Source organism: Helicobacter cetorum MIT 00-7128 (assembly GCF_000259255.1).
Taxonomy (GTDB): Bacteria; Campylobacterota; Campylobacteria; order Campylobacterales; family Helicobacteraceae; genus Helicobacter; species Helicobacter cetorum_B.
This window is the reverse complement of the sequence record NC_017737.1, coordinates 570601-593047: the sequence shown is the minus strand read 5'-3', so window position 1 is coordinate 593047 and position 22447 is coordinate 570601. Positions and strand designations below refer to the sequence as shown.

Genomic DNA, 22447 nt, shown 5'->3' with positions numbered 1-22447 from the left:
TAGCTGGTGGTTCTAAAGACACACAAAAAAGAGATATTTTAAAAGCTAGAGAGATTTTAAAAAGGTTTGAAAATGGATAACAAAGATATTGAATTATGCGACTTTGACAGCGCAGACTTCTTCAAAAATAAAGAAGATATAGTTTATTTTTTAGAAGAAATTACAAACAATTTTAATACAGAAGAGTTTTTAAAAGCTTTAGAAAGTATTGTTCGTTCTGTTGGTTTTGCCAAGGTCTCTAAACTTAGCGGGCTAAACAGAGAGAGCTTATATAAATCTCTTAAAAAACACAAAAAGCCACGCTTTGAAACAATTATCTCTGTTTTAAACGCTTTAGATTTAAGTATTTCTATTGTCCCTAAACCACAAACAAACGAATTAAAGCCCTTAAATAAAATCCCTTAAAGATTGCTATTTTTAATCTTTTTTTTAAAAAGCTCTCTAGTTGATTGAGTCTAATTAATCGCTTTTAAACGCCCTTAAAAGCTCTTTGATTTTGTTAAGCTCATTTTCACAGCCTAAGTCTTTTATTTCTGTATTGATTTTCTGGTATTTGGTGATGATTTTTTCTTTGATTTTAGGCTTTTCTAAAACATAGGCTTTAGTGTCTAGTTGCAGTTTTTCTATCGTTTCATTTTGTATAATCAAATGGCTTTCAACTTGCTTGTATTTTTCTTTTAAAAGCGTATTAGCAATAACTAAATGCTTTACATAAAGCATTAAGCCTATATAGCCTAAAATGACTACAACCCCTAAGCCTACCTTAAAACCCCTTAAACTCAAAAATGAGAGTAACATTTCTTTTATTAAAAACCTTTCTTATTAAAAAAATCTAAAAAAACTTTTTATTCTAAGCGCTTAAATAAGCGCTATTAAGGGGGCTTATGACGCTCTTTTAAGCCTTATCATTTAAAGCGCTTTTCTAAAAATCCTATAGCAAACACGCTTAAACTCTCCGCCCCTAAATATCCAATGCCCCCACTAATGGCTACATTTAGACTAACTGGCAATTTAAAAAAGTATTCAATCACTTCAAAGCTTATCCAAGTAGAAAGCATACTAGAGCCAATCCCCTGAATCACATAAAAGATTTTTTCTAACCTATTTTTAAAAACTTCTTTTCTAATCGTTCTTAAAACATATAAAAACCCTACAAACAGCCCCACAATCAAAACAAGCAAATAAGGCGCTAATTTAGAAAGCTTATAACCTAAAATCAAAAAATCATTTTCATTCATGCTAATTCTTTGAATTTTTAGGCATATTTTCCATATCTATTAAATGCTCTTTAGAATCTTGTAAGGCTTTTTCTAAAAGCTCTAAATTGCTTTGAGTAAGCTCTTCTAATTTTTCAAACTTATGCGTGAAATAAAGGCAAATGCTTAGTTCCATAAACACCACCACAAAAAGGAATTTTAAAAAATCTTGTTTTTTTTCTTGCATTCTTTTAATCCTTAATTTGATTTTATCTATACTAATGATTTAAAGGTGCTTTTAGGGGGTTAAAAATGCGTTAATTCCACGCTTTTAAAAGCCTTTGATTTTTGCTTTTAAGCTCAACAACAAGTTTTAACATTCACGCTTTTAAGGAATTAGTTAGGGGTTATGAAAGGGGTTTAAACAAGAGAGCTACTAGCTTTTTAGATAGCTCCCCCTAAAGTCTTAGTAAAGCTTTTTTAGCCAAACTTAAGACAATCATTATTACAATAATCAGCCTATGCATTTATAACCCTTTCAATAGAACTCTAGTTAAGAAGTAATTGCCGTTACCCTTAACTAGGTAGGGTTATTATAATTTATTAAAACTTAAATATTATTTAAAAAGTGCGTATATTTAGAGACTTATTTTAACATATTGCAATAATAGCAACAACAAGCTTTTATTAAGCTTAAATTTCAAAAACGCCCTTTAAGTAAAAAGCGCTTAGTTTTTTTCTAAACCTTCATAATAGTAAGACTGAATAATGCCTTTAATGAGAGTTTGTTTATTAAAAATATCTCTACTTAAATGAGCTTTCAAAAGAGTTTTAATTTCCAAATCATTCACAGGACTTCTCTTTATTGCACTTAAGTAGGCATTTTTATCTATTTTATCCCAATCAACAATAAGCTTTAATTCTTTTTTGAATATGCAGTCTAGCCATATTCTAGTGGCTCTGCCATTACCCTCCAAAAAAGGGTGTGCGATATTCATTTCTACATATTTTTCTATAATTTCATCAAAATTACTTTGAGGCATTTTTTCAATTTTAGGCAAGATAACATCTAAATACATAGAATTAGCAAACCTAAAATTCCCCTTAGAAATGTTTTTGTCTCTAATAAGCCCGGCAAATTCATATAACCCATTAAATAAAGCCTTATGAATATCTATTAAACCTTTTAGAGTGCCTACTTCAAAATTATCTAATTCTCCGCTTTGAATAAGGGTTTTTGCCTTTTCTAAACTTTTTTCATCTGTAGGTTTCAGTTTGTATCCTTTGGTTATTTTTAATTAAAATGATTATGGCACAACCTATACAAAAATTATAGTTTTTTTACCTTTAAATCTCTTTGTTTATTAAAGAGAGTAAAAAGCGCTTTTACTAATACCTAAACATCGGCGTTACATAGTCTCTTAAACTCATAGGCTTGTTATTTGTAGGTGGTGTTATGCTATTCACGCTTTCTACTTTTGCTATTCCATTGAGTGGCCTTTTATTTAAAGGGGGCTTATTTTTAGAATTTTCATCAAGGCTTTTAAGACGATTAAACAGCTCTCTTTCTTGGTTGGTTTTAAAATTAAGGCTATTAGTTAAAGCGCTATTATGCCTATTTTGCACTTCTCTAGCTTTATTTAGGCTTTCATTTTGTTTCTTTTGCTCTTTTAGATTTTCTAAAGCCATTTCATTGTTAAAAGCGTTTTGTGCGTCTAGTTTAGAATCTCTTAGGCGCTGGTATCTTAAAGCGTCTTCTCTTATTTGAGCGTTATTTAATAAATTGCCTATATTATTGAGAGAATTGCTAAAATTATTCATGCTATTTGCCAAAGTGCTGTGCGCTCTAGCACTAGCGTTTAAACTTTCATTAAAAAGACCTAAACCCCCACGCCCTGCGCCTAAATCTGCGTAATAACTCATTGTTTTTTAGCTCCTTTCTTTCTTTTATTTTTATTTTCATAAGCCTTAGTTTCAAAATTCAATAAATCTTTTAAACTTTCTAAGGCGTTTAAGCGCTCTTTCTCTAAGCCATAAAAGACTAGAACGCTTTGTTTGTATTCTAATAAGTCTTTAAAAACACTCTTTAACTGCTCGTTAGAATGCTCCTTGTAAGTCTTTAAGCCTAAGCTCTCATCTTCTAAAACTTCAGCGCATCTAAATGCCCCACCTAAGCCCATTAAAACTAATGATTGGATATTAGCTTGGTCTTCTAAATTCAAATCATAAGCATGCGTTGTGCCTAAAGCAAGAGATTTAAAGCCTTTTAAAAGTGTGTTAGTGGTGCGCTCATTGATTTCGTTTTCTCTTTGTTGTTTGACTCTAAGAAAGCTTAGCTTTGAAATCTCGTTTTTTATCTCATCTACATTAAAATCTTGGTGTGTTTCTATGATTAAAAAATCATCTTCTTTATACATGCAAGCGCTTATTTTTCTTTGGGCTAAAGCCCTAGCTACATCATCGCTTAAAAACTCGTAATTCTCTAATTTTAAAATATTTTTGTGTTCGTGCATTGTTTTTACCCTTATTCTAATTTAACTTGATTGTAGGCTAAAAGAAAGGCATTTTAAAGGGTTAAATATTTGACATTTTAAACTGTTTTTAGCTACATTAGTTTATGGAATTAAACAATAAAAATTCATTAGTAAGTATTGAAACATTAGAATATGAGATAGAGCTATGGAAGAGTTAAGCCAAAAACCACCCTGAAATGTTTGTAGATTTAATTTTAAAGCAAGACGATAAAAAGTTTAATAATGCAGATAAAAACCGCTTGCTAGGTTATAGCGCCTTGTTTTTAATCACTTTTGTTATTGGCGGTTTAGGCGCTTTATATATCCTAACGCATTAAAATTCGGGCATATAACTTAACTCACTAATTTTTAAATAACTTGATTGAATGCCTACAAAAAATTGATTATTATAAAGTTCGTATTGATATTCCCCAACATTAGTTAATTGTGGTCTATAAAATCCATTTGATTTTAAAATGTCGCTGATATTTACCGCCACATTAATTCTATAAGCCGGATTAATCCAAATAGATTGGTATTCTCTACCAAAAAGCCATAAAGATTGGTAATTTTCTTTAGGTCTAAAAATGGTTTTTACTACATAAGGGTATTGGCTATTACCGCTCCCGCTCATATCAATATTTTTACAAGTTCTTAAAGTATTGTTTAAAATGATTATTTTTTCATTACAACTATAGGCATTATTACTCACGCATAAGATGAGTTGCCCGGCATTGCTATCATTATACCCACTATAGAGCACTTCATAATTTAAAAACAACTCAATTAAATAAATCTTATTAGCTTTGAAGATAACTGAATCAGAACCAGCTAGGATAATCATTTTCTTAAAAATGTTGCTATCATTGACAAAGTTTAGAGATTTATTGATTTGTTTTAATAAAATAATTTTTTCTGTTGGGAAATCATTAAGTCTATTTTCTAGGCTCGTAGTTTTTGTGCTTAAGTTATCTATAGTGTTGGCGTTTTTAGAGATTAAATCCAGTTGTCTTTCATTAAACTTGTTTAGCTTGTTATCTAGGCGATTTTGTATTAAAACATCATTGTTATTTAAGTTGCTTTGCTCTTGTTTAAGGTCGTTTATTTCAGTATTTAATGGCTCTAGCATAGTATTAAGCTTGCTATTAGCTTGGTTTAAAAAATCATCTTTAGTTGCTCTTAAACTAGCGTTTAAAGTGGTGCTGATTCTATGATTTAAACTTTCAATTTCATTTAGTGCGCTTTCTTTGGCGCTTGTTATGCTAGTAAGGGCGTTATTTTGATTGAGATTTAAAGCATTCTCTAAATTCTCTTTTAAAGCGTTTAAACTAGCTTGCAAGTCTCTTTCTTTAGTGCGTAAGATTCTTTCTAATGCGCTTGTTAGCTCTTCTTCTTTATGCGCCATACTCGCATTAAAGGTTTCAAAATAAGCGTTGTATTCTTGCATTTTAAGATTAAAGGCATTCAACTCATTGTTTAAATACTCTCTTTGGTGTAAAAAATTCTCTTTGTCTAATTCTATATTGGAGCTTAAATTAGAGATGTTATCAAAATCTCTTAAAATCTCTCTAATGCCTTCTAAAGACGCATACACTTGGGCTTTAAAGTCTAAGTTATGCTCTAGGATTGAATCTAGCTTTTCTAATAGCTTATCTCTTTGTTTTTCTATGTTAGGGGTATTTAAATCTTCATAAGGGCTTAAGCTCATATTAGGATTAGGCAAGGGGGGGAAGTTACTCATAAAAACTCCTTTAAGTCATAGAGATACTAGGCATATAATGGCTTAATTCTGTGATTTGTAAATAAAGCGTTTGAGCGCTAAAGGTGCAAGAATCTTCAATACGCTTGTTTAAAGTGTTGTTGTGATAATGGATATTAAAATCCTTAAACTTTTGCCAAAAGCCATCAGTAGGCAAGTAATTCACATTCACCCACAAGCTTACAATGCCTTTAGCATAAAGCGCAATCTCTTTAATCTCCATTCTTGGGGTGTAAAAGAATTTGACTAAATACACGCCATAAGTATTGTTACCCCCCACATATAAGCCCTTTAGCGTTTGCAAGCCTTTAGCTGGAATATCAAAGTTTTCATCATTGCCAAAGACTAGCACAATTTCGCCTTCATTAGTGTTTTTAAACTCGTATTTAAAAAAGCATTCAATCAAATAGTGCTTATTAGGGCTTAAAAGCGTTTGCTGGTTTTCTAAGCTTGCCAAAGTTCTAATCTTTTTAAAAGTGTTAGTGTTATTGATAAAATTAATTTCTCTTTCAAAATAAAAGAGTTTGGTATTTAAAAACTCTCTATTTTCTAGGCTTTCATTAACAGAGTTTCTAACACTCTCTAAGCTTGCATTAATTTCTAATTGCTTGGATTCTAAAAGGCTCTTACTTTCGCTTAAAAAACTCTCTTTTAAAGCGTTTAATTCTGTAGTGGCATTCTCTTTTAAGAGATTGAGCGCATTTTTAATATTCTCTTTTAAGGCATTAAGAGAGTTTAGGCTAAGCTCTTTAAGGGCGTTAATACTTTCTAAAGCGCTTGTTTCTTTGTTTTCTATCGCATTTAATGCGCTTTGCTTATTATTGTTTAATTCTGTAGTGGCATTTTCTTTTAAAGCGTTTATTTCAGTAACTGCGCTTACTTTTAAATGGTTTAATTCAATATTGGCGTTACTTAATTCAGCCTTGGCATTTTCTTTTAAAGCATTAAGAGCGCTTTGTTTTTCTGTGTTTAAAGCGCTTAGAATTGCATTTAAACGCTCATTTAATTCTAGTAGGGCATTTTCTTTATTTTCTAGCAAATCTTGTTTTAAGGCATTTAAAAGCGTTTCTAATTCTTGCTTTAAAACATTGGTTCTTTCTATTAAATCAGCCTTAAGGGTGTTTTGTTGCTCCTTTAGAGCTTTTAAATAATTTTCTTTTTTCTCTTCTAAGATTTTAAGGCTTTTAGTTTCGCTTTGTTTTAAAGCAAGTTCTAGGGCTTTTATGCTTTCTTGTTCTTGCTTAATGGTTTCTTTTAAGGCGTTAGTTTCTCTTTCTAGTTCAATATTGAGATTTTTAAAAAAGGCGTTATATTCCCCTAACTTCCTTTCTAAAGCTTTTAAAAGCTCATTTTCTGCACTCTCTAAATTCTCTTTTGGCTCTTTTAAAAGAATCTCTAAGGAAGTAAGAATACTAAAAATCCCTTCTAAGCTTAAATAAACTTGCTCTTTCCATTCTACTTTTTCATTTAAAGCCGTGCTGACTCTATTAAGCAATTCACTATAAAAATGAGTTTCTAGTCTTGGGTTAGGAAGTTCTAGCATTTTCTTACTTTCTTAATTTTTAATGAGAGTATAAAAAAAATGGCTTATCTTTAGGGGGTTAAAACGCATTATTTTTTAATCTTATCACTAACTACATTTAAAGTAATGCGTTTTTCTAAGCTCTCTTGCTCGTTATGCGCTTTAAAAGTAATAACTGCCTTGCCTAAATCTTTACTTTCAAATAAACAAGTATTCCCACTAGCTAATAATTCATCCTTATAATAAAAGCCTTCATTGGCATTCTTTAGGGTAGAAAACCCCCATAAAGTGATAGGCACGCCTTGAATCGTTTCTAATTCATTAGCAAAGATTTGGATTTGGTTGTCTAATTCTTGCTCGTTTAGCTTGTCTAGTTCTTTAGAGAGTTTGCTTAAAAGCTTGTCTAGCTCGCTTTGAGGCTTTTTAGTTTTATCAACTTCAACATTACCACTAGCGCTCACGGTGCTATTTTGATAATCTAAGCCAATTTGATTGATAACTTCTAAAACATTCTTAAAGTTTTCAGGGCCTATATTAGTTCCGCCATTAGCTTTGACTTGCAAAAGGCTTACATACGCATTAGCTCTATTTATCATGGCATTATCTTTTAAGCTTTTAAGCATACTTTGGCATTGAATTAGCGTGTTTAGGGTTTGGGCTTTTTGAGCGTTTAGCGCGCTTATGGTGTTTAAAAAGTCTAGTTCAATTTTGGCCCTTGCTTGCTCTTTAGCTAAATTTTGGGCTTGTTCTTGTAAAGAGATTTGCTCGCATTCTATAGCGCTTTTTAAACACAATTCGTTTAATTCTTTGTTATTGAAATTAGGCGTATTCAAAGCGTCTCTAAAGATTAAAAAATTTCTAATAAACCTACTTGTATTCATACTTTCACCACCTTTGAAAATGAGATGTTTTTAGAATAAATGGCATTAAGATAGTTGCTTAAGGTGTTTTTAGCATTCTTTAATAGCTGTTGGTAGTTGGCAATTTTATTAAAGTTGCTTTCATTTGTTGGGGTTTCTAAAAGCAAGCATAAACTAGCATAGGTTAAGGCTTGCTCGCATACTTTAGGTAAAGAGATATTTTCATCTGTTTCTAAAATAGGCAAATACTCACAATAGACTACTTCTAAAAAGCCATCTTTATAGGGAGTTATGCTTAATCTGTCATCACAAATAAGTAGCGCTAAGGGCTGTTTTGATGTTCTTTCAATACTAGTTCTTTCTAGTATCTCTTGATTATCAAAATAAACGCTTAAAATACTTAATACATTTTCACAATCTATACTAGGATTATCTAGGCTTAAATGCGCTCTTTTCTTTTGTCTGTTAAGCCTAAATTCTAAAGTCATCTCTAAAGCACTAGAATTGATGGCATCTAGTATTTCTTCATCGCTAAATAGATAGTTATTAAAATCTTCATCATTCAAACGCTTTCTAATCTTAGCTACTAATTCATTAACTCTAATCATTGTCTTAATAACTCGCTTTCTAGTTTTTCAAAATAAGGGGGGTTTAAGTAGAGTTCATTTTTTTGTATGTTTTTTTCATACACTTCTAAAAATTCTCTTAAAAGCTTTAATTGGCTCTTATCTTCTGGCTCTTTAGCTTTAAACAAATAATCTTCTACTACAAAGGGAAGAAGGCGTGTAAAATCTAAATTCTTAGAATAATCTTTGTATTCTAAAAACCCCACCCCCTTACACACACAAAAGACTTCTTCATCATTTAAGAGATAATAGCCCCCGCTCTCTGTAATGCTTAAGGACACGACGCTATCTTTTATTTCTGTTTCTAAAATTTGCTTATGGTAGCGATTAAAGCCTTTTAGTAAAGAGTTTCTAGGCAAGATTACAAGGCGTTTCATTCTTAAAATCCTTTAAAGATGTAAGCACAAGTTAGACATAAAGAGATGAAAGCCCCTAAAAGCACTCTTAAAAGCGTGCGCTTAGTTTGTTGTCTCATATATTCTTTGGCTAACTCTTCATTATCTTTATACATTTCTTTATCCTTTAAATAGATTTTTAAATATTTAATTAAAATATTCAAATCTTAAAAGCCCTTAAAGATGTAAGCGCAAGTTAGACATAAAGAGATAAAAGCAATTAAAAACCCCGCAACTCTTAAAAGCGTGCGCTTAGTTTGTTGTCTCATATATTCTTTAGCTAACTCTTCATTATCTTTATACATTTCTTTATCCTTTAAATAGATTTTTAAATATTTGATTAAAATATTCAAATCTTAAAAGCCCTTAAAGATGTAAGCACAAGTTAAGCCTGCTACACTAGAGACAAACACCACACAAAACACAATACTAATCCAACTTACAAGGGCGATAAAACGCTCGTTCTTGTAGTTTTGTTCTTCTGTCATTTTCCTAGCTTTCCTATTGAATAAAAATCTAAAATCAAACACACTTAAAAGCCCTTGAATATGTAAGCACAAGTTAAACTAGCCCCTAAAGTAACTATTAAAACACACAAAAAGAGTGTTAAGCAAGTTATTAAAACAATAAAACGCTCGTTCTTGTAGTTTTGTTCTTCTGTCATTTTCCTAGCTTTCCTATTGAATAAAAATCTAAAATCAAACACACTTAAAAGCCCTTAAAGATGTAAGCACAAGTTAGGCAAGCCATAAAAAAGCAAATGCCTATCAAAATAAAGAAATTCCTATTATTTTTATTTTTCTCTTTAGTGTAGCTCTCTAGTTTTTCAATCGTATCAATCTTAATTTCAATATCCACTTTCTCGCCTTTGTAAAAAATAATAGAAAATCTTTCAATAAGATTTTTCACACTTAAAAGCCCTTAAAGATGTAAGCACAAGTTAAGCCTGCTACACTAGAGACAAACACCACACAAAAAACAAAAGCGATAATCTGCATTTTCTCTATTTTGTAATTTTGTTCTTCTGTCATTTTCCTAGCTTTCCTATTGAATAAAAATCTAAAATCAAACACACTTAAAAGCCTTTAATCCCTAAGCATAGGGCTATTAAAGGCATTTGTTTCATTGTTTGAAGGACTTTCTTTGTTTAATCCGTAGCTTTTGGCTACTTCTTCAATAGCTTTGTTATTAGCTAGTCTTTCTTGCTCTCTAGTGTTGTAGCGCTCATTCTCTGTAAAAAATTGTTGTCTAGCTAATTTTTGCGCCTCTTTGGCTTGCTTTAATTGCTCGTTAGCGCTCCATATGCCTACGCCTAAATTAGCTAAACTAGAAACCCCGCTTAAAAGCATTCCTGCCCCACTAGCCCCACCGATATTGTTTAAAAAATTAGAAAATCTATTAGGGCTAGAATAAGAGTAGCTAGGGGGTTCAAAATTTATTGGAGTATTTAAAAATTTCATTTCTTTTTCCTTTCAATTAATGTTAAAAGCCTTTAAAGATGTAGGCACAAGTTACACAAGCTCCTAAAATAAAAGTCATGCATATAACAAACCTAAAAATAGCTTCTAATCTCTCTATTTTGTAATTTTGCTCTTCTGTCATTTTCCTATCCTTTCTTATGCCTTTAAGCGTTTTTAATAAGAGCAGTATCAATTTTTAAAAGCCCTTAAAGATGTAGGCACAAGTTACACAAGCCATAAAAAAACAAATAATAAATGCAATAATTTGCAATCTCTCTATTTTGTAATTTTGCTCTTCTGTCATTTTCCTATCCTTTCTTATGCCTTTAAGCGTTTTTAATAAGAGCAGTATCAATTTTTAAAAGCCCTTAAAGATGTAGGCACAAGTTACACAAACGCTTACTACAAAAATAACAAAGAATGCAAACAATAGAAAAGCTTTTAATCTTTCTATTTTGGCTCTTTGTTCTATGTATTCTTTTAGTTTTTCCATAGTGTCTATTTTGATTTCAATATTCACTTTCTCGCCTTTATGAAAAATAATAAAAAATCTTTCAATAAGATTTTTCACACTTAAAAGCCCTTAAAGATGTAGGCACAAGTTACACAAGCCATAAAAAAACAAATAACAATACTAATCCAGCTTACAAGGGCTATAAAACGCTCGTTCTTGTAGTTTTGTTCTTCTGTCATCTTCCTAGCTTTCCTATTGAATAAAAATCTAAAATCAAACACACTTAAAAGCCCTTGAATATGTAAGCACAAGTTAGGCAAATACACACGACAATAAAACAAATACTAAAAGTTATTTTTTTATATTTTAATTCGCTTTGTTTTAAACGACTTTTCAAATACTCTTCTAGCATTTCTTTATTGTCTATTTTTATATCCACTTTGGTGTCCTTATTTAAATTGACTTCTAAATTTTCTACTACATTACGCATTTATAAATATTTCTTTTTAAAGCCCCCCTAAAAATAAAGGGGCAATTAAAAAGCGTTTTTAATACTCCACTTCAATATTGCTAGGCAAGAAATAAATAACCCTTAAAACGCATTCACCAGCGATTGAAGTTTCGCCGTCATCTGTAAAAATAGGATTAGTGATTTTGGCGCAAATGATTTGAGTTTCAAGCGAGCTTAAAAGCTGTGTGCTTTGGTTAAACTGCTTAATATCATGGCTTGTAAAGCTTGCTACATTCTCTTTAGTAGTTACATTAGCCTTAATATCATTCAAAAAGTAATCTTGTTTGTCTTTTAAGCCTATATCCACCTTAACATCATTTGTATGCACGCTAGGACTTTTAATCTCTAAATTAAGACTTGTTATAATAGCTCCACTAGGAATGCCTACTAATTCTTTAATTTCACTATCTAATTTAAAGCTTGTTTCGCACAAATAGCTTACATTTTTAACGAATTGTTTCATTACCTTATCCTTTCTTTAAACTTTGGCACTAAAAAGCCCTATAACGCTATAATCGCTATTGTTATAAGGGCTAGACTCTTCACCTACATATCTAGCTTTGGCAATGCCCCTAATGCTATCAATCCCACACAAGGTCTTTCTGCCGGCATCTTCATTTTCATTGATATAAAAGCTGATTTTTTGACTGCCTACTAACACGCACGCACTCGCACCTACTAGCATTCCAATACTTACGGCTTGATTCTCTTTGCCCTTATAAACACTTGGGGGGGTAACTTTAGTTACATTTTGCTTATTGATATGGTTATTAAACTCGCTATCGCTCACTTCAGAATTTAATAAGCCCACATTGACATCAGTCCATGTCCCTAAATCAATGATAGGGCAATTATCCACCATTCCTACAATGCCCGTAAAAAGTGCGTTCTCTTCGCCCCTAATGCCGGCGTATTTTTGTAAATCTTGGTATTCGGGGTCTGCTTTTAATTGATTGATTTGATAGCTATCTAAAAAGATTAAGTAGCTAGTGTGCTGGATAGTAATGCCTTGAGTGCTTATCATATCACTTCTTACTGGCTTAATAGGAAAGGCTTTAGTTTTATTGTATTTTTCCCCGCTTCTAGCTTGGAAAATCGCTCTTCTTAAAGCCTTTAAACTCATAGTGTCTTTAGCGGTGATTTCTTTAGTTAAATCTGTAATGCTCTCTTTAGCATTCTTAGCCAAACGATAGCCTTCAGTGTTGTTCTCTGTGGTGTTATCACACACTACGGCGTTAGTAAAATCATTGCTTAAAGCACAAATAATCTCTCTATCTCTATTTTGAGTAAGCCATTCAGTCAAACTATCGCTTGCTTCTTTAATAAAATCAATATGCTTTAAGGCACTATAAGCGCTAATTTCACTCTTTAAAGAATTGCCCACCACTCTTGGATAAATCGTTTGACTTAAAATCTCTAAATTATCTAAATTAGAATCAAAATCACTATTACCCACTACGCCACTTCCACCTAATTGGCTTTTAAGTCTAGGACGATAAGGTGCGCTATCATTGACTACATAAGTTCTTATAGCTCTATCGCTCCCACGCCCTGTAATGCTTTCAAAAGGGCTTTTCTTCCAACTCGCATTTTCAATAACTTCAGCCACTTTCACGCTGACATTAGGGTCATTCTTCCACCCGCTTAAATTAATTTGATTGAGTTCGCTTAACATATTTTCTCCTTATTTAAAAATTAAAATCTTTCCATCACACTATTAGAGCCACTAGAAAAGGCATCATTAGAGCTAGGGTTACCTACTACTTGTTTAGGTAATTCTTCTTCTACTTCTGCTTTTTCTTCTTCTTTTTCACCCTTGAAGGTCTTATAGAGTGAGTAGAGAGATTCAAAAAAGCCTAAAGCGTCTTCTAGGCTGTCTAACTCTCTCTTATATTTGGGGGGCAATTCTTCATTATAAAATGCGATGATTTCTTGCATATTGGCATCGGGGTTTTTTTCTAAAAACGCTTTTTGAGCGCTCTCTAATTCAAGCTTTGACTTGGTAGAATGGATTTCATCATTTAAAGCCACGGCTTTATCATAAGTCTTACCTATAGTCTCTTCTATAAAGTTGTTTTGCTCTATTAAGACGGCTTTGTAAAACTCTTCTTTGTTAGAAAAAAACAAATCTTCTAGCTTTTCGTCTGTTTTTTCAGCCATATGTTTGGCGAAATTATTTTCTAAAGAATCTTGAGCTTGTGCTAATTCGTTTTGCAAAGCTTTTAATTCTTGCTCCTTGTTTTGTAAATCCTGCATTTCAAAAGTCCTTTTATTAAAATTCAAATGCCATTAAATCAAAAAACAAAATTTAAAGGGGGGTTAAAAATTTAAGGGGGTGAATTGAGTTTAAAAAGCTATCTCAAATTTCTTGTATAAAGAAAGGTAAAAATAAGCATTGCTAAAGCATTAGCTAAACTTCCTATGTCTCTATCTATATGATTGATAATTAAAAGCACGATTAGAATAAAGACACACAAAGGGAATATACTTTCTGGGTGCTTGTTAAAAAAATCTTTGAGTTTTTTCATGTGCGGTATAATCCTTTTATTAGAGTTTTAGCAAAGAAACCCTTGCTAAGTAATTGATAAAGGCGTGTAGTTACTTTTATCATTCTTTAAATCTTACACATGCAATCTTTCAAAGGCTCATCATCTATAAACTCCAATTCTTGTTCTTTTGAAAATTTTTGTTCCATATATTCACAACTACGATTTTTTAGAAACCATGATTTATTGATAGCATTTTCTAAACACAAACTTTCATATTCTTTCATCTTAGCCCACTCTTTAGGGTAATATTTCCATACTCTATAAAAGCTCCTTAAACTAGCATAAGGACAAAAAAAGCACCCCGTTCTTTCAAAATGCCTATATAGTGGGTTTTCTAATTCTCTGTCTTTAAGATAGTTTTTACAATCGCTTTCATTCATCTTGTAATCATAGATTAAGGGGTATTCAAACTTCCTATCCATAAATTTAGCTCGGTGCATTTCATCTATAGTTATACCTAATAAAAGCGTATAGTCTTTAATATGATTTTCTTTAATAAAGCGCTCTAGTGGATAGACTTTAGATTCTCTTCTCCATCTACAAAACACATGCCCACTACTTAATAATCCTTTAGGTCTGCCATTAAATGCGCCTTTAGTCGTAATTTTTTGTATTTGATTAGTAATAAAAACGCCTTGTGGTTTTGTAATGACTATCTTAGCGTTGTATCTTTCCTTCCAATAGTTGCTAACTTTTGCAATGTATTCATACATAGCGCTAAATTCATTTAGAGTATCATTAAAGACAATGTAATCTACTTGCTTTTTATCTCTTAAGAGTAAATCTATCATTGCGGTGCTATCTTTACCACCACTCCATAAAGCGATTTTAGTTTTCATTTTTTGGTATAATCCTTTTGCGGTTCACTCCATAACTCTCTGTTATGATTACCAGCCACTGCCGATAAAAGAGTGAATTATATCGGCGTTCTTATTGCAAGAATTGCAACTACACAATAACAGTAGGTCTTTGTTGCCTATGCCCTTAATAAGGGAGGCGTTATTTGCCTTGCTTTTCTTGTTTAATATCATTCTTATAGCTAGTTCCATTCTTATAATTTCCATTTTCTTTAAACATTGTCTTATTTTGTGGTATAGTTTCAAGGTAGCCCACTCAATGCTTTTTAGCATTCTTGCTGTCCTGCTGAATGAAAGAGTGGATAATGTCAGCCTTGTTTATCATAGACTTAATATAATACTTATCAATCTCTGGAACGCTTGTTATAAAAAGCTTGTTATTATCTTGTGAAACAAACAAATGAACGATGTTGTTTTCATCTTTCTTAAAAGCCTTAATGTATTTAATGCGCTCTTTGTGTGGCTCTTTGTCTTTATAAATTAGTTTTATATCTGGCTCTTTCAAACTTGGCTCAATAAGATTTAGATAAAAAAAGCGTTTTTGAGCGTTTTCTTTTTCTCCTATATGCTCTATAAAATTATCTAGGTTGCTGACATATTTAAACTTATTTTTAAATTCATCAATGTTTATCTCTTTGGGTAGTTCTGGCGCATTATCTGTTTTTAAATAACTATCTATGCTATCAATAAAGGCTTTTTTATCTTTTGGCTCAATAACTTTAAAAGCTCGTTCTTTCTCTAACTTTGGCTTACTCTCTTTTAAATGTTTCTCATACGCTTTAAACTTGCTTTCTAGCTTTGGCAATAAATCTAATAATTCCCTGCTTTCTTTGCTAGGATTTCCGCTTTCAATTGCGTATTTAATAAAATCAAAAACATTAATCTCACTAATTGGCTTGTTAGTGCCAGCAAATATATCGCCTGCGTTTTGTATCATTCTCTCTTTAGCATTCTTTAAAAACTCATAAAATTGGCTTGTAGGATTTTCTAGCCTTAAAAATCTAGCAAAGCTACTACCTAATAATTCACTCACTACGCTTTCATACTTTTGCGGGTTTTCTTTAATAAAAGCGTTAGTGCCGTTACTATCAGTCGTTTTGACTAAGTAATCAATATCATTTACTAGCTTTGCGTAATTATCCTTTCTATTCCCACTTTCTAGCATTTTAGCGGTGGTGTCTAATGAATCCGTTAGATAGGGGGATAGATTGAAATTTTTAAGCGTAGCGTCATTATTTAGGTTGTGAAAATTAGCGCTATTATTGGCAAACATTTCTTTAAACGCCTTAAACTGCTCCTTATCTAAATGCTTGTAAGCATTATCAAACACTTCTAAAAGGCTGTTATTAGCGCTGTTTTTGGCATAATGGCTTAAAAGGGCTAAATTAGCGTTTTCTATTTGCGTTTGGCTTGGGATTTTAGCGTCTCTTTCTAACACTCTAGCTACATTATTGGCTAAATTCTCTACATTCTCGCTTTCAAACTTTATAGGCAAGTGCTTTAAATTTTCATTATAGCTACTCATCGCACTTAAAAGCGTATCACTAAAACTATTAGCTCTGTTCTCATTAGACTTACTAGCAAGCTTAAAAATCTCTTTATCGTTTAATTCATTTTCTGGCATTCTTACCATTAGCTCGTTTGGTTTTAAATCTAAATTAAAGCTGTCTTTAATCGCTTTTTCGTAATTTGCTCGGCTCTCTTTAGAAAAACTTAACATGCCTTGGGTCCTGTGATTCCCTGCTATAACTTGCCCATCATTTAGAATGATAGGCAAATCATCAAAGCCCCCACGCCCTACAATCATTTTGGGGTCAAAATTATTAGCTATTTCTTCAATCTTTTTGTTATCTATGCTATTTCGTGTTTGAGTGCCGGTGTTTTTAAAATTAGGCTTTAAATCGTCTTTATTTACGATTACATACTTTAAGGGGTATATTTCATTATCATTCAAGCTTACGCTAGATTTAGGGGCGTTTTCTAGCTCTTTAAAAGGGATATTTTCACTTTTAACTATCTCTCTGTCTAGTTCGCTCTTGCCTAAAGTAGAATTTTTGGCATCTCTTATAGCTTGGCGCTCTAGTTTATGCTGTTGTATGCTCTCTTGTAACCTTTGGCTTTCTAGCTCTTTTAATTCTTGCTCTTTGGCTAGTTTTTGTTGCTTTTCTAGGTTGGCAAGTTCTAAAAAACTTAACTCTTGGTCTTGCTTAGTTAATTCTTTTTGAGTAATATCTATTTGCTGATTGGTGCTTCGTGGCGTTGGGCTACCACCAGTCGGTCTATCACTATAAAAATTAAAAATCTTTTTGTTATCCCCCAAATCATCTACTACAACTCTTAATTTAACTCCATTGTTATCCCATTCATAAGCATATCTTATTAGATTATTCCTATTTTCTTTGCTTTCTAATAGAACACTGCCGTTCTTAATCACTTCGCCCATGTTAAGCAGTTCATCGCTAGTTATGGCTCCAGTCTTATTCTCTCCATAGTGGCGTTTTAATATTTTGATAGCTCCGTGTTTTTTGCTGCCTTTCTCTAAGGTATAAAGGTCGTTTAAATCTCTGCCTTTAAGGATAGTTTCATCAAGCTCGCCCTTAAAGACTTTTAAAACATCAAGTTGCTCTTTGGTGAGCTTGCTAGTATCAATTTTTTCTAACTCTTTTAACGCTTTTTCGTGTTTGGTGATTTTGTCTTTGACTTCTTCGCTCGCAGTTTTGACTCCGCTTGTAATCTCTTCAATTTTCTTCATTGTTTCATTAGAGAATTTAGATTTTTGAGCGCTTAGTTTTAAAGTGTTTGTAAATTCTTCTACACTATGACTTCTCTCTAAAGCTTGCTTTAAATGATACCTTAGGGCTGCTCCTGCGGTTTTCTCATCTAAAGATTTAAAAATAAAGGTTTTAGGGGCGGTTCTATACATGGTATTTAATAGCCATTTAACCCCTAAGAATTTAAAAGCACCCTCTAGGCTAGTGGCTAATCCTTGACTAGCTTTTTGTGTGGTAGCTTCTGTTAGCTTTTTAGCGATTAAAACATCGTTTTTAAAGAGTTTATGAAAGCCTTTGAAAGATAAACACATCATTTTTTTAAAAAATTATGGTATAGTTTCGTTATCTCTAGCAAGAGAAAAGCCACCTGTTTCTTAGAAAGCAGGCTTACTTCCATTGAAGTGATACAGACTTTTGAGCTAGAGTTTCTTAGTGTCATCTTTATAGCTATTCCCTTGTTTACATAATTTTTTACCTTGTTAACTTTCTTGGTGTATTATTAAAGTGTTAGACATTCAATAGAAATGGCACTCGGCTAATAACCGAAGCTTGAGCCACTTTGAGAATGCTCTAGCGTTTCTTTGTATATCTCGCTTTGTTTATACTCGCCTTTAGTCTTATACATAGTCTTTAAAATAAGCTCGTTTCTGCCATTTGATATTTGTTCTACACAACAAAGAACCCATTAATTTGGTTAAAGCTCACTAACTAAAAACATTAACTTTTTTGTGCTATAGTCCATAGTAAGAGAGTGTAGAACAACAGAACAACGCTGGGCTTATAACCTAGAATGTAGGTTGTTTGCGTCTATGCTTTCTAGGTAACTCTTTGAATTCCTATAATCCCCATTCTCTTTAAACATTGTTACAAGGCTTAAGCCGTTTTGTTTCTTGCTTACTTGTTCTACAACCACAAAATACCCATTGATTTGTTTGTAGCTTAATAGTTTCACTCTATCGTTTTCTCTTATCCTTAATGTCTCATCAGCATTCTCAACAATGTTTCTATAATTAGCTATATCATCATAAGTGATAGGAGGTTGCTTGCTTTTTATGACATTATTTGAATTTTTTCCATGCCTATTTAAAATGTGTTTGATAGCACTAAAATCAATCATTGTCTTCGCATCATTAGGATATTCTAAACCTAATTCTTTAGCCAAACTAGGCTCTAATTTTTCAACCGCAATCTTTTTGTTGTTTTTCTCTATATATTCTACCACTTCAGAGGTTAAATTTTGCTCGCCTAAAACAAGCATTTCTCTACCCTTATTAGGGCTTTTATCAATCAATTTTTTTATCTCGTTAAAAGAGAGTTTGGGCATTTTTTCATCTTTGGCTTTAGTTTCAAGGCTTTCATTATACGATGTTTCTTTTTCATTTGTGTTTTTAGGGGTATTTTGTTGTTCTTTGAGCAGTTTTTGTTGCTTTTCTAGGTTGGCAAGTTCTAAAAAACTTAACTCTTGGTCTTGCTTAGTTAATTCTTTTTGAGTAATATCTATTTGCTGATTGGTGCTTCGTGGCGTTGGGCTACCACCAGTCGGTCTATCACTATAAAAATTAAAAATCTTTTTGTTATCCCCCAAATCATCTACTACAACTCTTAATTTAACTCCATTGTTATCCCATTCATAAGCATATCTTATTAGATTATTCCTATTTTCTTTGCTTTCTAATAGAACACTGCCGTTCTTAATCACTTCGCCCATGTTAAGCAGTTCATCGCTAGTTATGGCTCCAGTCTTATTCTCTCCATAGTGGCGTTTTAATATTTTGATAGCTCCGTGTTTTTTGCTGCCTTTCTCTAAGGTATAAAGGTCGTTTAAATCTCTGCCTTTAAGGATAGTTTCATCAAGCTCGCCCTTAAAGACTTTTAAAACATCAAGTTGCTCTTTGGTGAGCTTGCTAGTATCAATTTTTTCTAACTCTTTTAACGCTTTTTCGTGTTTGGTGATTTTGTCTTTGACTTCTTCGCTCGCAGTTTTGACTCCGCTTGTAATCTCTTCAATTTTCTTCATTGTTTCATTAGAGAATTTAGATTTTTGAGCGCTTAGTTTTAAAGTGTTTGTAAATTCTTCTACACTATGACTTCTCTCTAAAGCTTGCTTTAAATGATACCTTAGGGCTGCTCCTGCGGTTTTCTCATCTAAAGATTTAAAAATAAAGGTTTTAGGGGCGGTTCTATACATGGTATTTAATAGCCATTTAACCCCTAAGAATTTAAAAGCACCCTCTAGGCTAGTGGCTAATCCTTGACTAGCTTTTTGTGTGGTAGCTTCTGTTAGCTTTTTAGCGATTAAAACATCGTTTTTAAAGAGTTTATGAAAGCCTTGAGTTAAATCTATAAAATCTTTTGCGCCTTTAGTAGTGAAAACATCATCTTTAAAGCTCTCTAAATTCTTTAAAAACTTCTCGCTATCAAATACCCTTAAATTAGAGCTTTCTTGCATGCTTTTTTGCATAAGCCTATTGAGCATGTTTAATTCTAAAATCTCCTTATTTTGCTCGTTTAGACCTTTAGTTAAGGTGCTAAAATTGCTTGAATTTTTTTCACCTTGCCCTTTGGCTAAATTTAAAAGATTTTCTAACACTTCATCTTCTTTAGCTAATTTGTTTCTTAAGCCTACTTCATCGCTTAATTTTAAAGCGCTTTTTGCGTTCTTATAATCGCTTATGGCGGTATTATAGAGTTCGCTAAATTGTTTATAAGCGCTTTTATTAAGCTTAAAAAGCTCATTAGTGGCATTCTCAATATCATTTTTAATAAAATTGCCTACTTCTCTTTGAATATGCCCTTTAATACTTGGGTCTTTGATGTTTCTTAGATAGGCGTTTATGGTGTTTTTGGCATTGTGAAGTTGAGTGAAATTAACGCCATTAGGATTATAAATATTTCTTTCTAAGAAATGGAGCATTTTTAAAGCGCTTTCTTCTAGCTCGCCATTATTTTGTAATTCTTTTCTAAATTTCTCATAACGCTTTAAATTTAAAATCTCTTCATTAGGCTTTAAAATATAGTTAGTGTCATAGACTTTGGCAATTACCTTATTGATAGCGTTATCATAGCTTTCTTTAGTGCCTTTATCTAAATCGTCTAAAACGCTTTTTATAGCGCTCTTGTCTAAATTGAGATTATCTAATTGTTTTTCTAGGTTTTTTGTGGTTTTATTAAGGATATTTTTTAAGCTTAAGTTGGCTCTTGGGCTTTCATTGGCCGCTTGGGATAAAAAGGCGATAACATTCCCGCTTTCATCAGCTCTTATAGCTCTTATAAAAGCTTCTTGCTGTTCTTTAAAATTAGTCAATTTGATAGCATTAGAGATACTATCATAAGCCTTTATTTTGGCATTATCTTCACCATATCTTTTAACTAGATTATCCCTTATTAAATCGTTCTTTTCTTTATCAAACTTAGCATTGCCGCCAAATTGTGCGCTAAACTCCTTAATAGCGTCTTGCTCTTCTTTACTCATCGCATTTAAAAGAATCTCTTCAGCTCTTTTAGTGTTTCCTGTCATAGCTCTTTTAAAAGTGCCTACAAAAGGCGTAAGACTTGTGGCAATATCAAAGCCTTTCTTTAGATTTTTGGCATTTAATTCTTTTAAAGCTTTAGTAGCTCCACCTATAGCAACATCACCTGCTAGGGATAATAAGCCTTCACTTAAACCATGTTTTAAAGTCTCTTTTAAATTTTGCTCTCTATTTAAATATAAATTGGTGATTGTGGCATCAGTAATTCCCCCTAAACCACTGCCTATAGCACCCCCTAAGCCTGCACTTACTCCTATTGCTAAGGGGTTAATTTTACCTTTCTTAATGGCATTACTCGCACCCTTTAAACTCCCTATAACCCCCCCTGCTACACTAAAGCTATTGGCTTTTAAACTCTCTAAAAAATTAGAAAAAAAGCCATCATTAACCTTGTAACTCTCGTTATCTTTTTCTAAAAAGACTGCGCCCTTATCATCAATTAACGCCTTATCAAAGCCTTGTAATTTAGCTAGATTATTAAGGGTCTCTTTGTAATTTTCTTGCTCTTCTTTACTAGCCCCTAAAAACAAAGAGCCTAAGCTTTTGGCTGAATGGATATTATCTAGCCAAACCTTTTGCTTTTGAAACTCTTTTGTAATATCCTTAGCCTTATGATTTTCTTTCCATTCTTTTAAAGCCTTCTCATCATCATTAAAGCTATCAAAAAAGCCATCTATTAAACTTCTATCACTTTTAATTAAAGCCTTTTCTTTATCGTTTAAATCTTTAAAACTCTTAGGACTTCTTGCTAAATGATAGAGGGCTTTTTCTTTGTTATAATCAACTTCAGTCGCATTGGTAAAATTCTCTTTTAAGGCGTTATAAGCTCCTAAAAATAAGCCTTCATCATTGCGCTTTAATCTTAAGCTATCTTGCAAGTTCTTAGGCAAATCCTTAAAATCAACATTGTTTTTAATGGCTATTTCTTTTAACTCTTCTAATTTTTGTTGGTTATCTTTGTAGCTCTTAGATTCTAAAGAAAAGCTTTCTGGTAGTAGTGTCTCGCTAACTTTTTTCCCTAAACGCTCTAAAAGCCCGCTTTCTTTCAATTCTTTAGCTTTTGAATTAAGGGTGTTTAATATCCTTTCTTTCTTTAATTCAAACTCATCAATATTTGAAGAAGAAAGGTTTAAATCTGCTTGCTTTTGCTTGTTAATCATCTCGCTATCTAGGGGGCTTTTTATGCTTTTAGAATCGGAATTGATAGGTTTAAGTGAGATTTTAAAATCTTTAAAATTAGTCAAATCATTATAAAGGGCATTGTCTAAATCATTATCTTTTAAACCTTGGTCTTTGTAGTAGTTTTCTAGCTCGTTGTAGTTGAAATTACTCTCTTGATTTTTAACAAAATTTAAAATGCTTTTAGGTGAGATATTATCATCTTTTAGGCGCTTAAAATCTAAAGTTGCCACAATTACCCCTTATTATTTAAATGATTTTAGTT

General features: G+C 32.2%; 28 protein-coding genes. 2 read left to right on the top strand and 26 right to left on the bottom strand.

The annotated features are described in order from the left end of the window. Window positions 1–72: 72 nt before the first annotated feature. Complete coding sequence (locus HCW_RS02880; protein ID WP_014660724.1) at window positions 73–405, top strand: addiction module antidote protein; 333 nt, start codon at window positions 73–75, stop codon at window positions 403–405. Between the two features lie 54 nt (window positions 406–459). Here HCW_RS02880 and HCW_RS02875 read toward each other — a convergent pair whose 3' ends face one another. From HCW_RS02875 to HCW_RS02850, 6 genes are all read right to left on the bottom strand, one after another. Next, a complete protein-coding gene (locus HCW_RS02875; protein WP_014660723.1) occupies window positions 460–798 on the bottom strand; it encodes a hypothetical protein in 339 nt (112 codons plus the stop codon). Window positions 799–905: 107 nt separating this feature from the next. Beyond that, a complete protein-coding gene (locus HCW_RS02870; protein ID WP_014660722.1) occupies window positions 906–1238 on the bottom strand; it encodes a phage holin family protein in 333 nt (110 codons plus the stop codon). Between the two features lies 1 nt (window position 1239). Then, on the bottom strand, window positions 1240–1443 hold the full coding sequence (locus HCW_RS02865) for a hypothetical protein (RefSeq protein WP_014660721.1): 204 nt from the start codon (window positions 1441–1443) through the stop codon (window positions 1240–1242). 481 nt (window positions 1444–1924) lie between these two features. Continuing rightward, window positions 1925–2470, bottom strand: coding sequence for a protein adenylyltransferase Fic (fic, locus tag HCW_RS02860; RefSeq protein WP_043902592.1), 546 nt, complete (start codon window positions 2468–2470; stop codon window positions 1925–1927). Window positions 2471–2585: 115 nt separating this feature from the next. Further along, the gene (locus tag HCW_RS09055; protein ID WP_014660719.1) at window positions 2586–3119 is read right to left on the bottom strand and encodes a hypothetical protein; all 534 of its coding nucleotides are present in this window, start codon (window positions 3117–3119) and stop codon (window positions 2586–2588) included. Then, window positions 3116–3709, bottom strand: coding sequence for a hypothetical protein (locus HCW_RS02850; protein WP_014660718.1), 594 nt, complete (start codon window positions 3707–3709; stop codon window positions 3116–3118). Before HCW_RS02850 ends, HCW_RS09055 begins: the two co-directional genes overlap by 4 nt. A gap of 197 nt (window positions 3710–3906) precedes the next feature. Here HCW_RS02850 and HCW_RS09685 point away from each other — a divergent pair, with 197 nt between their 5' ends. After that, window positions 3907–4047: a hypothetical protein gene (locus HCW_RS09685; RefSeq protein WP_231283035.1), complete on the top strand. Its 141-nt coding sequence runs from the start codon at window positions 3907–3909 to the stop codon at window positions 4045–4047. Here the strand turns inward: HCW_RS09685 and HCW_RS02845 are convergent. From HCW_RS02845 to HCW_RS09575, 20 genes are all read right to left on the bottom strand, one after another. Continuing rightward, entirely contained in the window at window positions 4044–5450 is a 1407-nt protein-coding gene (locus HCW_RS02845) for a hypothetical protein (protein ID WP_014660717.1), read from the bottom strand. The two genes, HCW_RS09685 and HCW_RS02845, sit on opposite strands and share 4 nt — an antisense overlap. Window positions 5451–5460: 10 nt before the next feature. Further along, window positions 5461–7011, bottom strand: a complete 1551-nt coding sequence (locus HCW_RS02840) for a hypothetical protein (RefSeq protein ID WP_014660716.1) — start codon at window positions 7009–7011, stop codon at window positions 5461–5463. Window positions 7012–7079: 68 nt separating this feature from the next. Beyond that, complete coding sequence (locus HCW_RS02835; protein WP_014660715.1) at window positions 7080–7871, bottom strand: hypothetical protein; 792 nt, start codon at window positions 7869–7871, stop codon at window positions 7080–7082. Continuing rightward, window positions 7868–8458, bottom strand: coding sequence for a hypothetical protein (locus tag HCW_RS02830; protein ID WP_014660714.1), 591 nt, complete (start codon window positions 8456–8458; stop codon window positions 7868–7870). Before HCW_RS02830 ends, HCW_RS02835 begins: the two co-directional genes overlap by 4 nt. Next, window positions 8455–8853: a hypothetical protein gene (locus HCW_RS02825; protein ID WP_014660713.1), complete on the bottom strand. Its 399-nt coding sequence runs from the start codon at window positions 8851–8853 to the stop codon at window positions 8455–8457. The genes HCW_RS02830 and HCW_RS02825 overlap by 4 nt, the downstream gene beginning before the upstream one ends. A 2-nt stretch (window positions 8854–8855) precedes the next feature. Continuing rightward, window positions 8856–8987: a hypothetical protein gene (locus HCW_RS09860; RefSeq protein WP_269208209.1), complete on the bottom strand. Its 132-nt coding sequence runs from the start codon at window positions 8985–8987 to the stop codon at window positions 8856–8858. 51 nt (window positions 8988–9038) lie between these two features. Continuing rightward, a complete protein-coding gene (locus HCW_RS02815) occupies window positions 9039–9176 on the bottom strand; it encodes a hypothetical protein (RefSeq protein ID WP_155802217.1) in 138 nt (45 codons plus the stop codon). A gap of 51 nt (window positions 9177–9227) precedes the next feature. Beyond that, window positions 9228–9359, bottom strand: a complete 132-nt coding sequence (locus HCW_RS09855) for a hypothetical protein (RefSeq protein ID WP_269208208.1) — start codon at window positions 9357–9359, stop codon at window positions 9228–9230. A 44-nt stretch (window positions 9360–9403) separates the two neighbouring features. After that, entirely contained in the window at window positions 9404–9535 is a 132-nt protein-coding gene (locus tag HCW_RS09850; protein ID WP_269208207.1) for a hypothetical protein, read from the bottom strand. A gap of 44 nt (window positions 9536–9579) precedes the next feature. Further along, a complete protein-coding gene (locus tag HCW_RS02805; RefSeq protein ID WP_014660711.1) occupies window positions 9580–9780 on the bottom strand; it encodes a hypothetical protein in 201 nt (66 codons plus the stop codon). Window positions 9781–9956: 176 nt separating this feature from the next. Further along, a complete protein-coding gene (locus HCW_RS09050) occupies window positions 9957–10331 on the bottom strand; it encodes a hypothetical protein (protein WP_014660710.1) in 375 nt (124 codons plus the stop codon). Between the two features lie 358 nt (window positions 10332–10689). Beyond that, window positions 10690–10902, bottom strand: a complete 213-nt coding sequence (locus HCW_RS02795) for a hypothetical protein (RefSeq protein WP_014660709.1) — start codon at window positions 10900–10902, stop codon at window positions 10690–10692. Window positions 10903–11068: 166 nt separating this feature from the next. Further along, the gene (locus HCW_RS02790; protein WP_014660708.1) at window positions 11069–11275 is read right to left on the bottom strand and encodes a hypothetical protein; all 207 of its coding nucleotides are present in this window, start codon (window positions 11273–11275) and stop codon (window positions 11069–11071) included. A 58-nt stretch (window positions 11276–11333) separates the two neighbouring features. Further along, window positions 11334–11759: a hypothetical protein gene (locus HCW_RS02785; RefSeq protein ID WP_014660707.1), complete on the bottom strand. Its 426-nt coding sequence runs from the start codon at window positions 11757–11759 to the stop codon at window positions 11334–11336. A 15-nt stretch (window positions 11760–11774) separates the two neighbouring features. After that, on the bottom strand, window positions 11775–12971 hold the full coding sequence (locus tag HCW_RS02780) for a DUF4043 family protein (protein ID WP_014660706.1): 1197 nt from the start codon (window positions 12969–12971) through the stop codon (window positions 11775–11777). 20 nt (window positions 12972–12991) lie between these two features. After that, entirely contained in the window at window positions 12992–13552 is a 561-nt protein-coding gene (locus HCW_RS02775; RefSeq protein WP_014660705.1) for a hypothetical protein, read from the bottom strand. A gap of 98 nt (window positions 13553–13650) precedes the next feature. Then, a complete protein-coding gene (locus tag HCW_RS09400) occupies window positions 13651–13824 on the bottom strand; it encodes a hypothetical protein (RefSeq protein ID WP_155802216.1) in 174 nt (57 codons plus the stop codon). An 86-nt stretch (window positions 13825–13910) separates the two neighbouring features. After that, window positions 13911–14684, bottom strand: a complete 774-nt coding sequence (locus HCW_RS02770) for a phosphoadenosine phosphosulfate reductase family protein (protein ID WP_014660704.1) — start codon at window positions 14682–14684, stop codon at window positions 13911–13913. Window positions 14685–14958: 274 nt separating this feature from the next. Further along, the gene (locus tag HCW_RS02765) at window positions 14959–17784 is read right to left on the bottom strand and encodes a PBECR2 nuclease fold domain-containing protein (protein WP_014660703.1); all 2826 of its coding nucleotides are present in this window, start codon (window positions 17782–17784) and stop codon (window positions 14959–14961) included. 467 nt (window positions 17785–18251) lie between these two features. Next, window positions 18252–22415: a hypothetical protein gene (locus tag HCW_RS09575; RefSeq protein ID WP_014660702.1), complete on the bottom strand. Its 4164-nt coding sequence runs from the start codon at window positions 22413–22415 to the stop codon at window positions 18252–18254. Between the last annotated feature and the right edge of the window lie 32 nt (window positions 22416–22447).

What these genes read in the sequence shown, in the direction of transcription:
- HCW_RS02865 (WP_014660721.1), bottom strand. Translation starts at nt 1,443, where the DNA reads ATGCAAGAAAAAAAACAAGATTTTTTAAAATTCCTTTTTGTGGTGGTG.
- HCW_RS02845 (WP_014660717.1), bottom strand. Translation starts at nt 5,450, where the DNA reads ATGAGTAACTTCCCCCCCTTGCCTAATCCTAATATGAGCTTAAGCCCT.
- HCW_RS09400 (WP_155802216.1), bottom strand. Translation starts at nt 13,824, where the DNA reads ATGAAAAAACTCAAAGATTTTTTTAACAAGCACCCAGAAAGTATATTC.
- HCW_RS02785 (WP_014660707.1), bottom strand. Translation starts at nt 11,759, where the DNA reads ATGAAACAATTCGTTAAAAATGTAAGCTATTTGTGCGAAACAAGCTTT.
- HCW_RS02835 (WP_014660715.1), bottom strand. Translation starts at nt 7,871, where the DNA reads ATGAATACAAGTAGGTTTATTAGAAATTTTTTAATCTTTAGAGACGCT.
- HCW_RS02815 (WP_155802217.1), bottom strand. Translation starts at nt 9,176, where the DNA reads ATGTATAAAGATAATGAAGAGTTAGCTAAAGAATATATGAGACAACAA.
- HCW_RS02875 (WP_014660723.1), bottom strand. Translation starts at nt 798, where the DNA reads ATGTTACTCTCATTTTTGAGTTTAAGGGGTTTTAAGGTAGGCTTAGGG.
- HCW_RS02830 (WP_014660714.1), bottom strand. Translation starts at nt 8,458, where the DNA reads ATGATTAGAGTTAATGAATTAGTAGCTAAGATTAGAAAGCGTTTGAAT.
- HCW_RS02780 (WP_014660706.1), bottom strand. Translation starts at nt 12,971, where the DNA reads ATGTTAAGCGAACTCAATCAAATTAATTTAAGCGGGTGGAAGAATGAC.
- HCW_RS09860 (WP_269208209.1), bottom strand. Translation starts at nt 8,987, where the DNA reads ATGTATAAAGATAATGAAGAGTTAGCCAAAGAATATATGAGACAACAA.
- HCW_RS02840 (WP_014660716.1), bottom strand. Translation starts at nt 7,011, where the DNA reads ATGCTAGAACTTCCTAACCCAAGACTAGAAACTCATTTTTATAGTGAA.
- HCW_RS02880 (WP_014660724.1), top strand. Translation starts at nt 73, where the DNA reads ATGGATAACAAAGATATTGAATTATGCGACTTTGACAGCGCAGACTTC.
- HCW_RS02775 (WP_014660705.1), bottom strand. Translation starts at nt 13,552, where the DNA reads ATGCAGGATTTACAAAACAAGGAGCAAGAATTAAAAGCTTTGCAAAAC.
- HCW_RS09850 (WP_269208207.1), bottom strand. Translation starts at nt 9,535, where the DNA reads ATGACAGAAGAACAAAACTACAAGAACGAGCGTTTTATTGTTTTAATA.
- HCW_RS09050 (WP_014660710.1), bottom strand. Translation starts at nt 10,331, where the DNA reads ATGAAATTTTTAAATACTCCAATAAATTTTGAACCCCCTAGCTACTCT.
- HCW_RS02825 (WP_014660713.1), bottom strand. Translation starts at nt 8,853, where the DNA reads ATGAAACGCCTTGTAATCTTGCCTAGAAACTCTTTACTAAAAGGCTTT.
- HCW_RS02790 (WP_014660708.1), bottom strand. Translation starts at nt 11,275, where the DNA reads ATGCGTAATGTAGTAGAAAATTTAGAAGTCAATTTAAATAAGGACACC.
- HCW_RS09055 (WP_014660719.1), bottom strand. Translation starts at nt 3,119, where the DNA reads ATGAGTTATTACGCAGATTTAGGCGCAGGGCGTGGGGGTTTAGGTCTT.
- HCW_RS02870 (WP_014660722.1), bottom strand. Translation starts at nt 1,238, where the DNA reads ATGAATGAAAATGATTTTTTGATTTTAGGTTATAAGCTTTCTAAATTA.
- HCW_RS02850 (WP_014660718.1), bottom strand. Translation starts at nt 3,709, where the DNA reads ATGCACGAACACAAAAATATTTTAAAATTAGAGAATTACGAGTTTTTA.
- HCW_RS02765 (WP_014660703.1), bottom strand. Translation starts at nt 17,784, where the DNA reads ATGTGTTTATCTTTCAAAGGCTTTCATAAACTCTTTAAAAACGATGTT.
- HCW_RS09855 (WP_269208208.1), bottom strand. Translation starts at nt 9,359, where the DNA reads ATGACAGAAGAACAAAACTACAAGAACGAGCGTTTTATCGCCCTTGTA.
- HCW_RS09685 (WP_231283035.1), top strand. Translation starts at nt 3,907, where the DNA reads ATGTTTGTAGATTTAATTTTAAAGCAAGACGATAAAAAGTTTAATAAT.
- HCW_RS02770 (WP_014660704.1), bottom strand. Translation starts at nt 14,684, where the DNA reads ATGAAAACTAAAATCGCTTTATGGAGTGGTGGTAAAGATAGCACCGCA.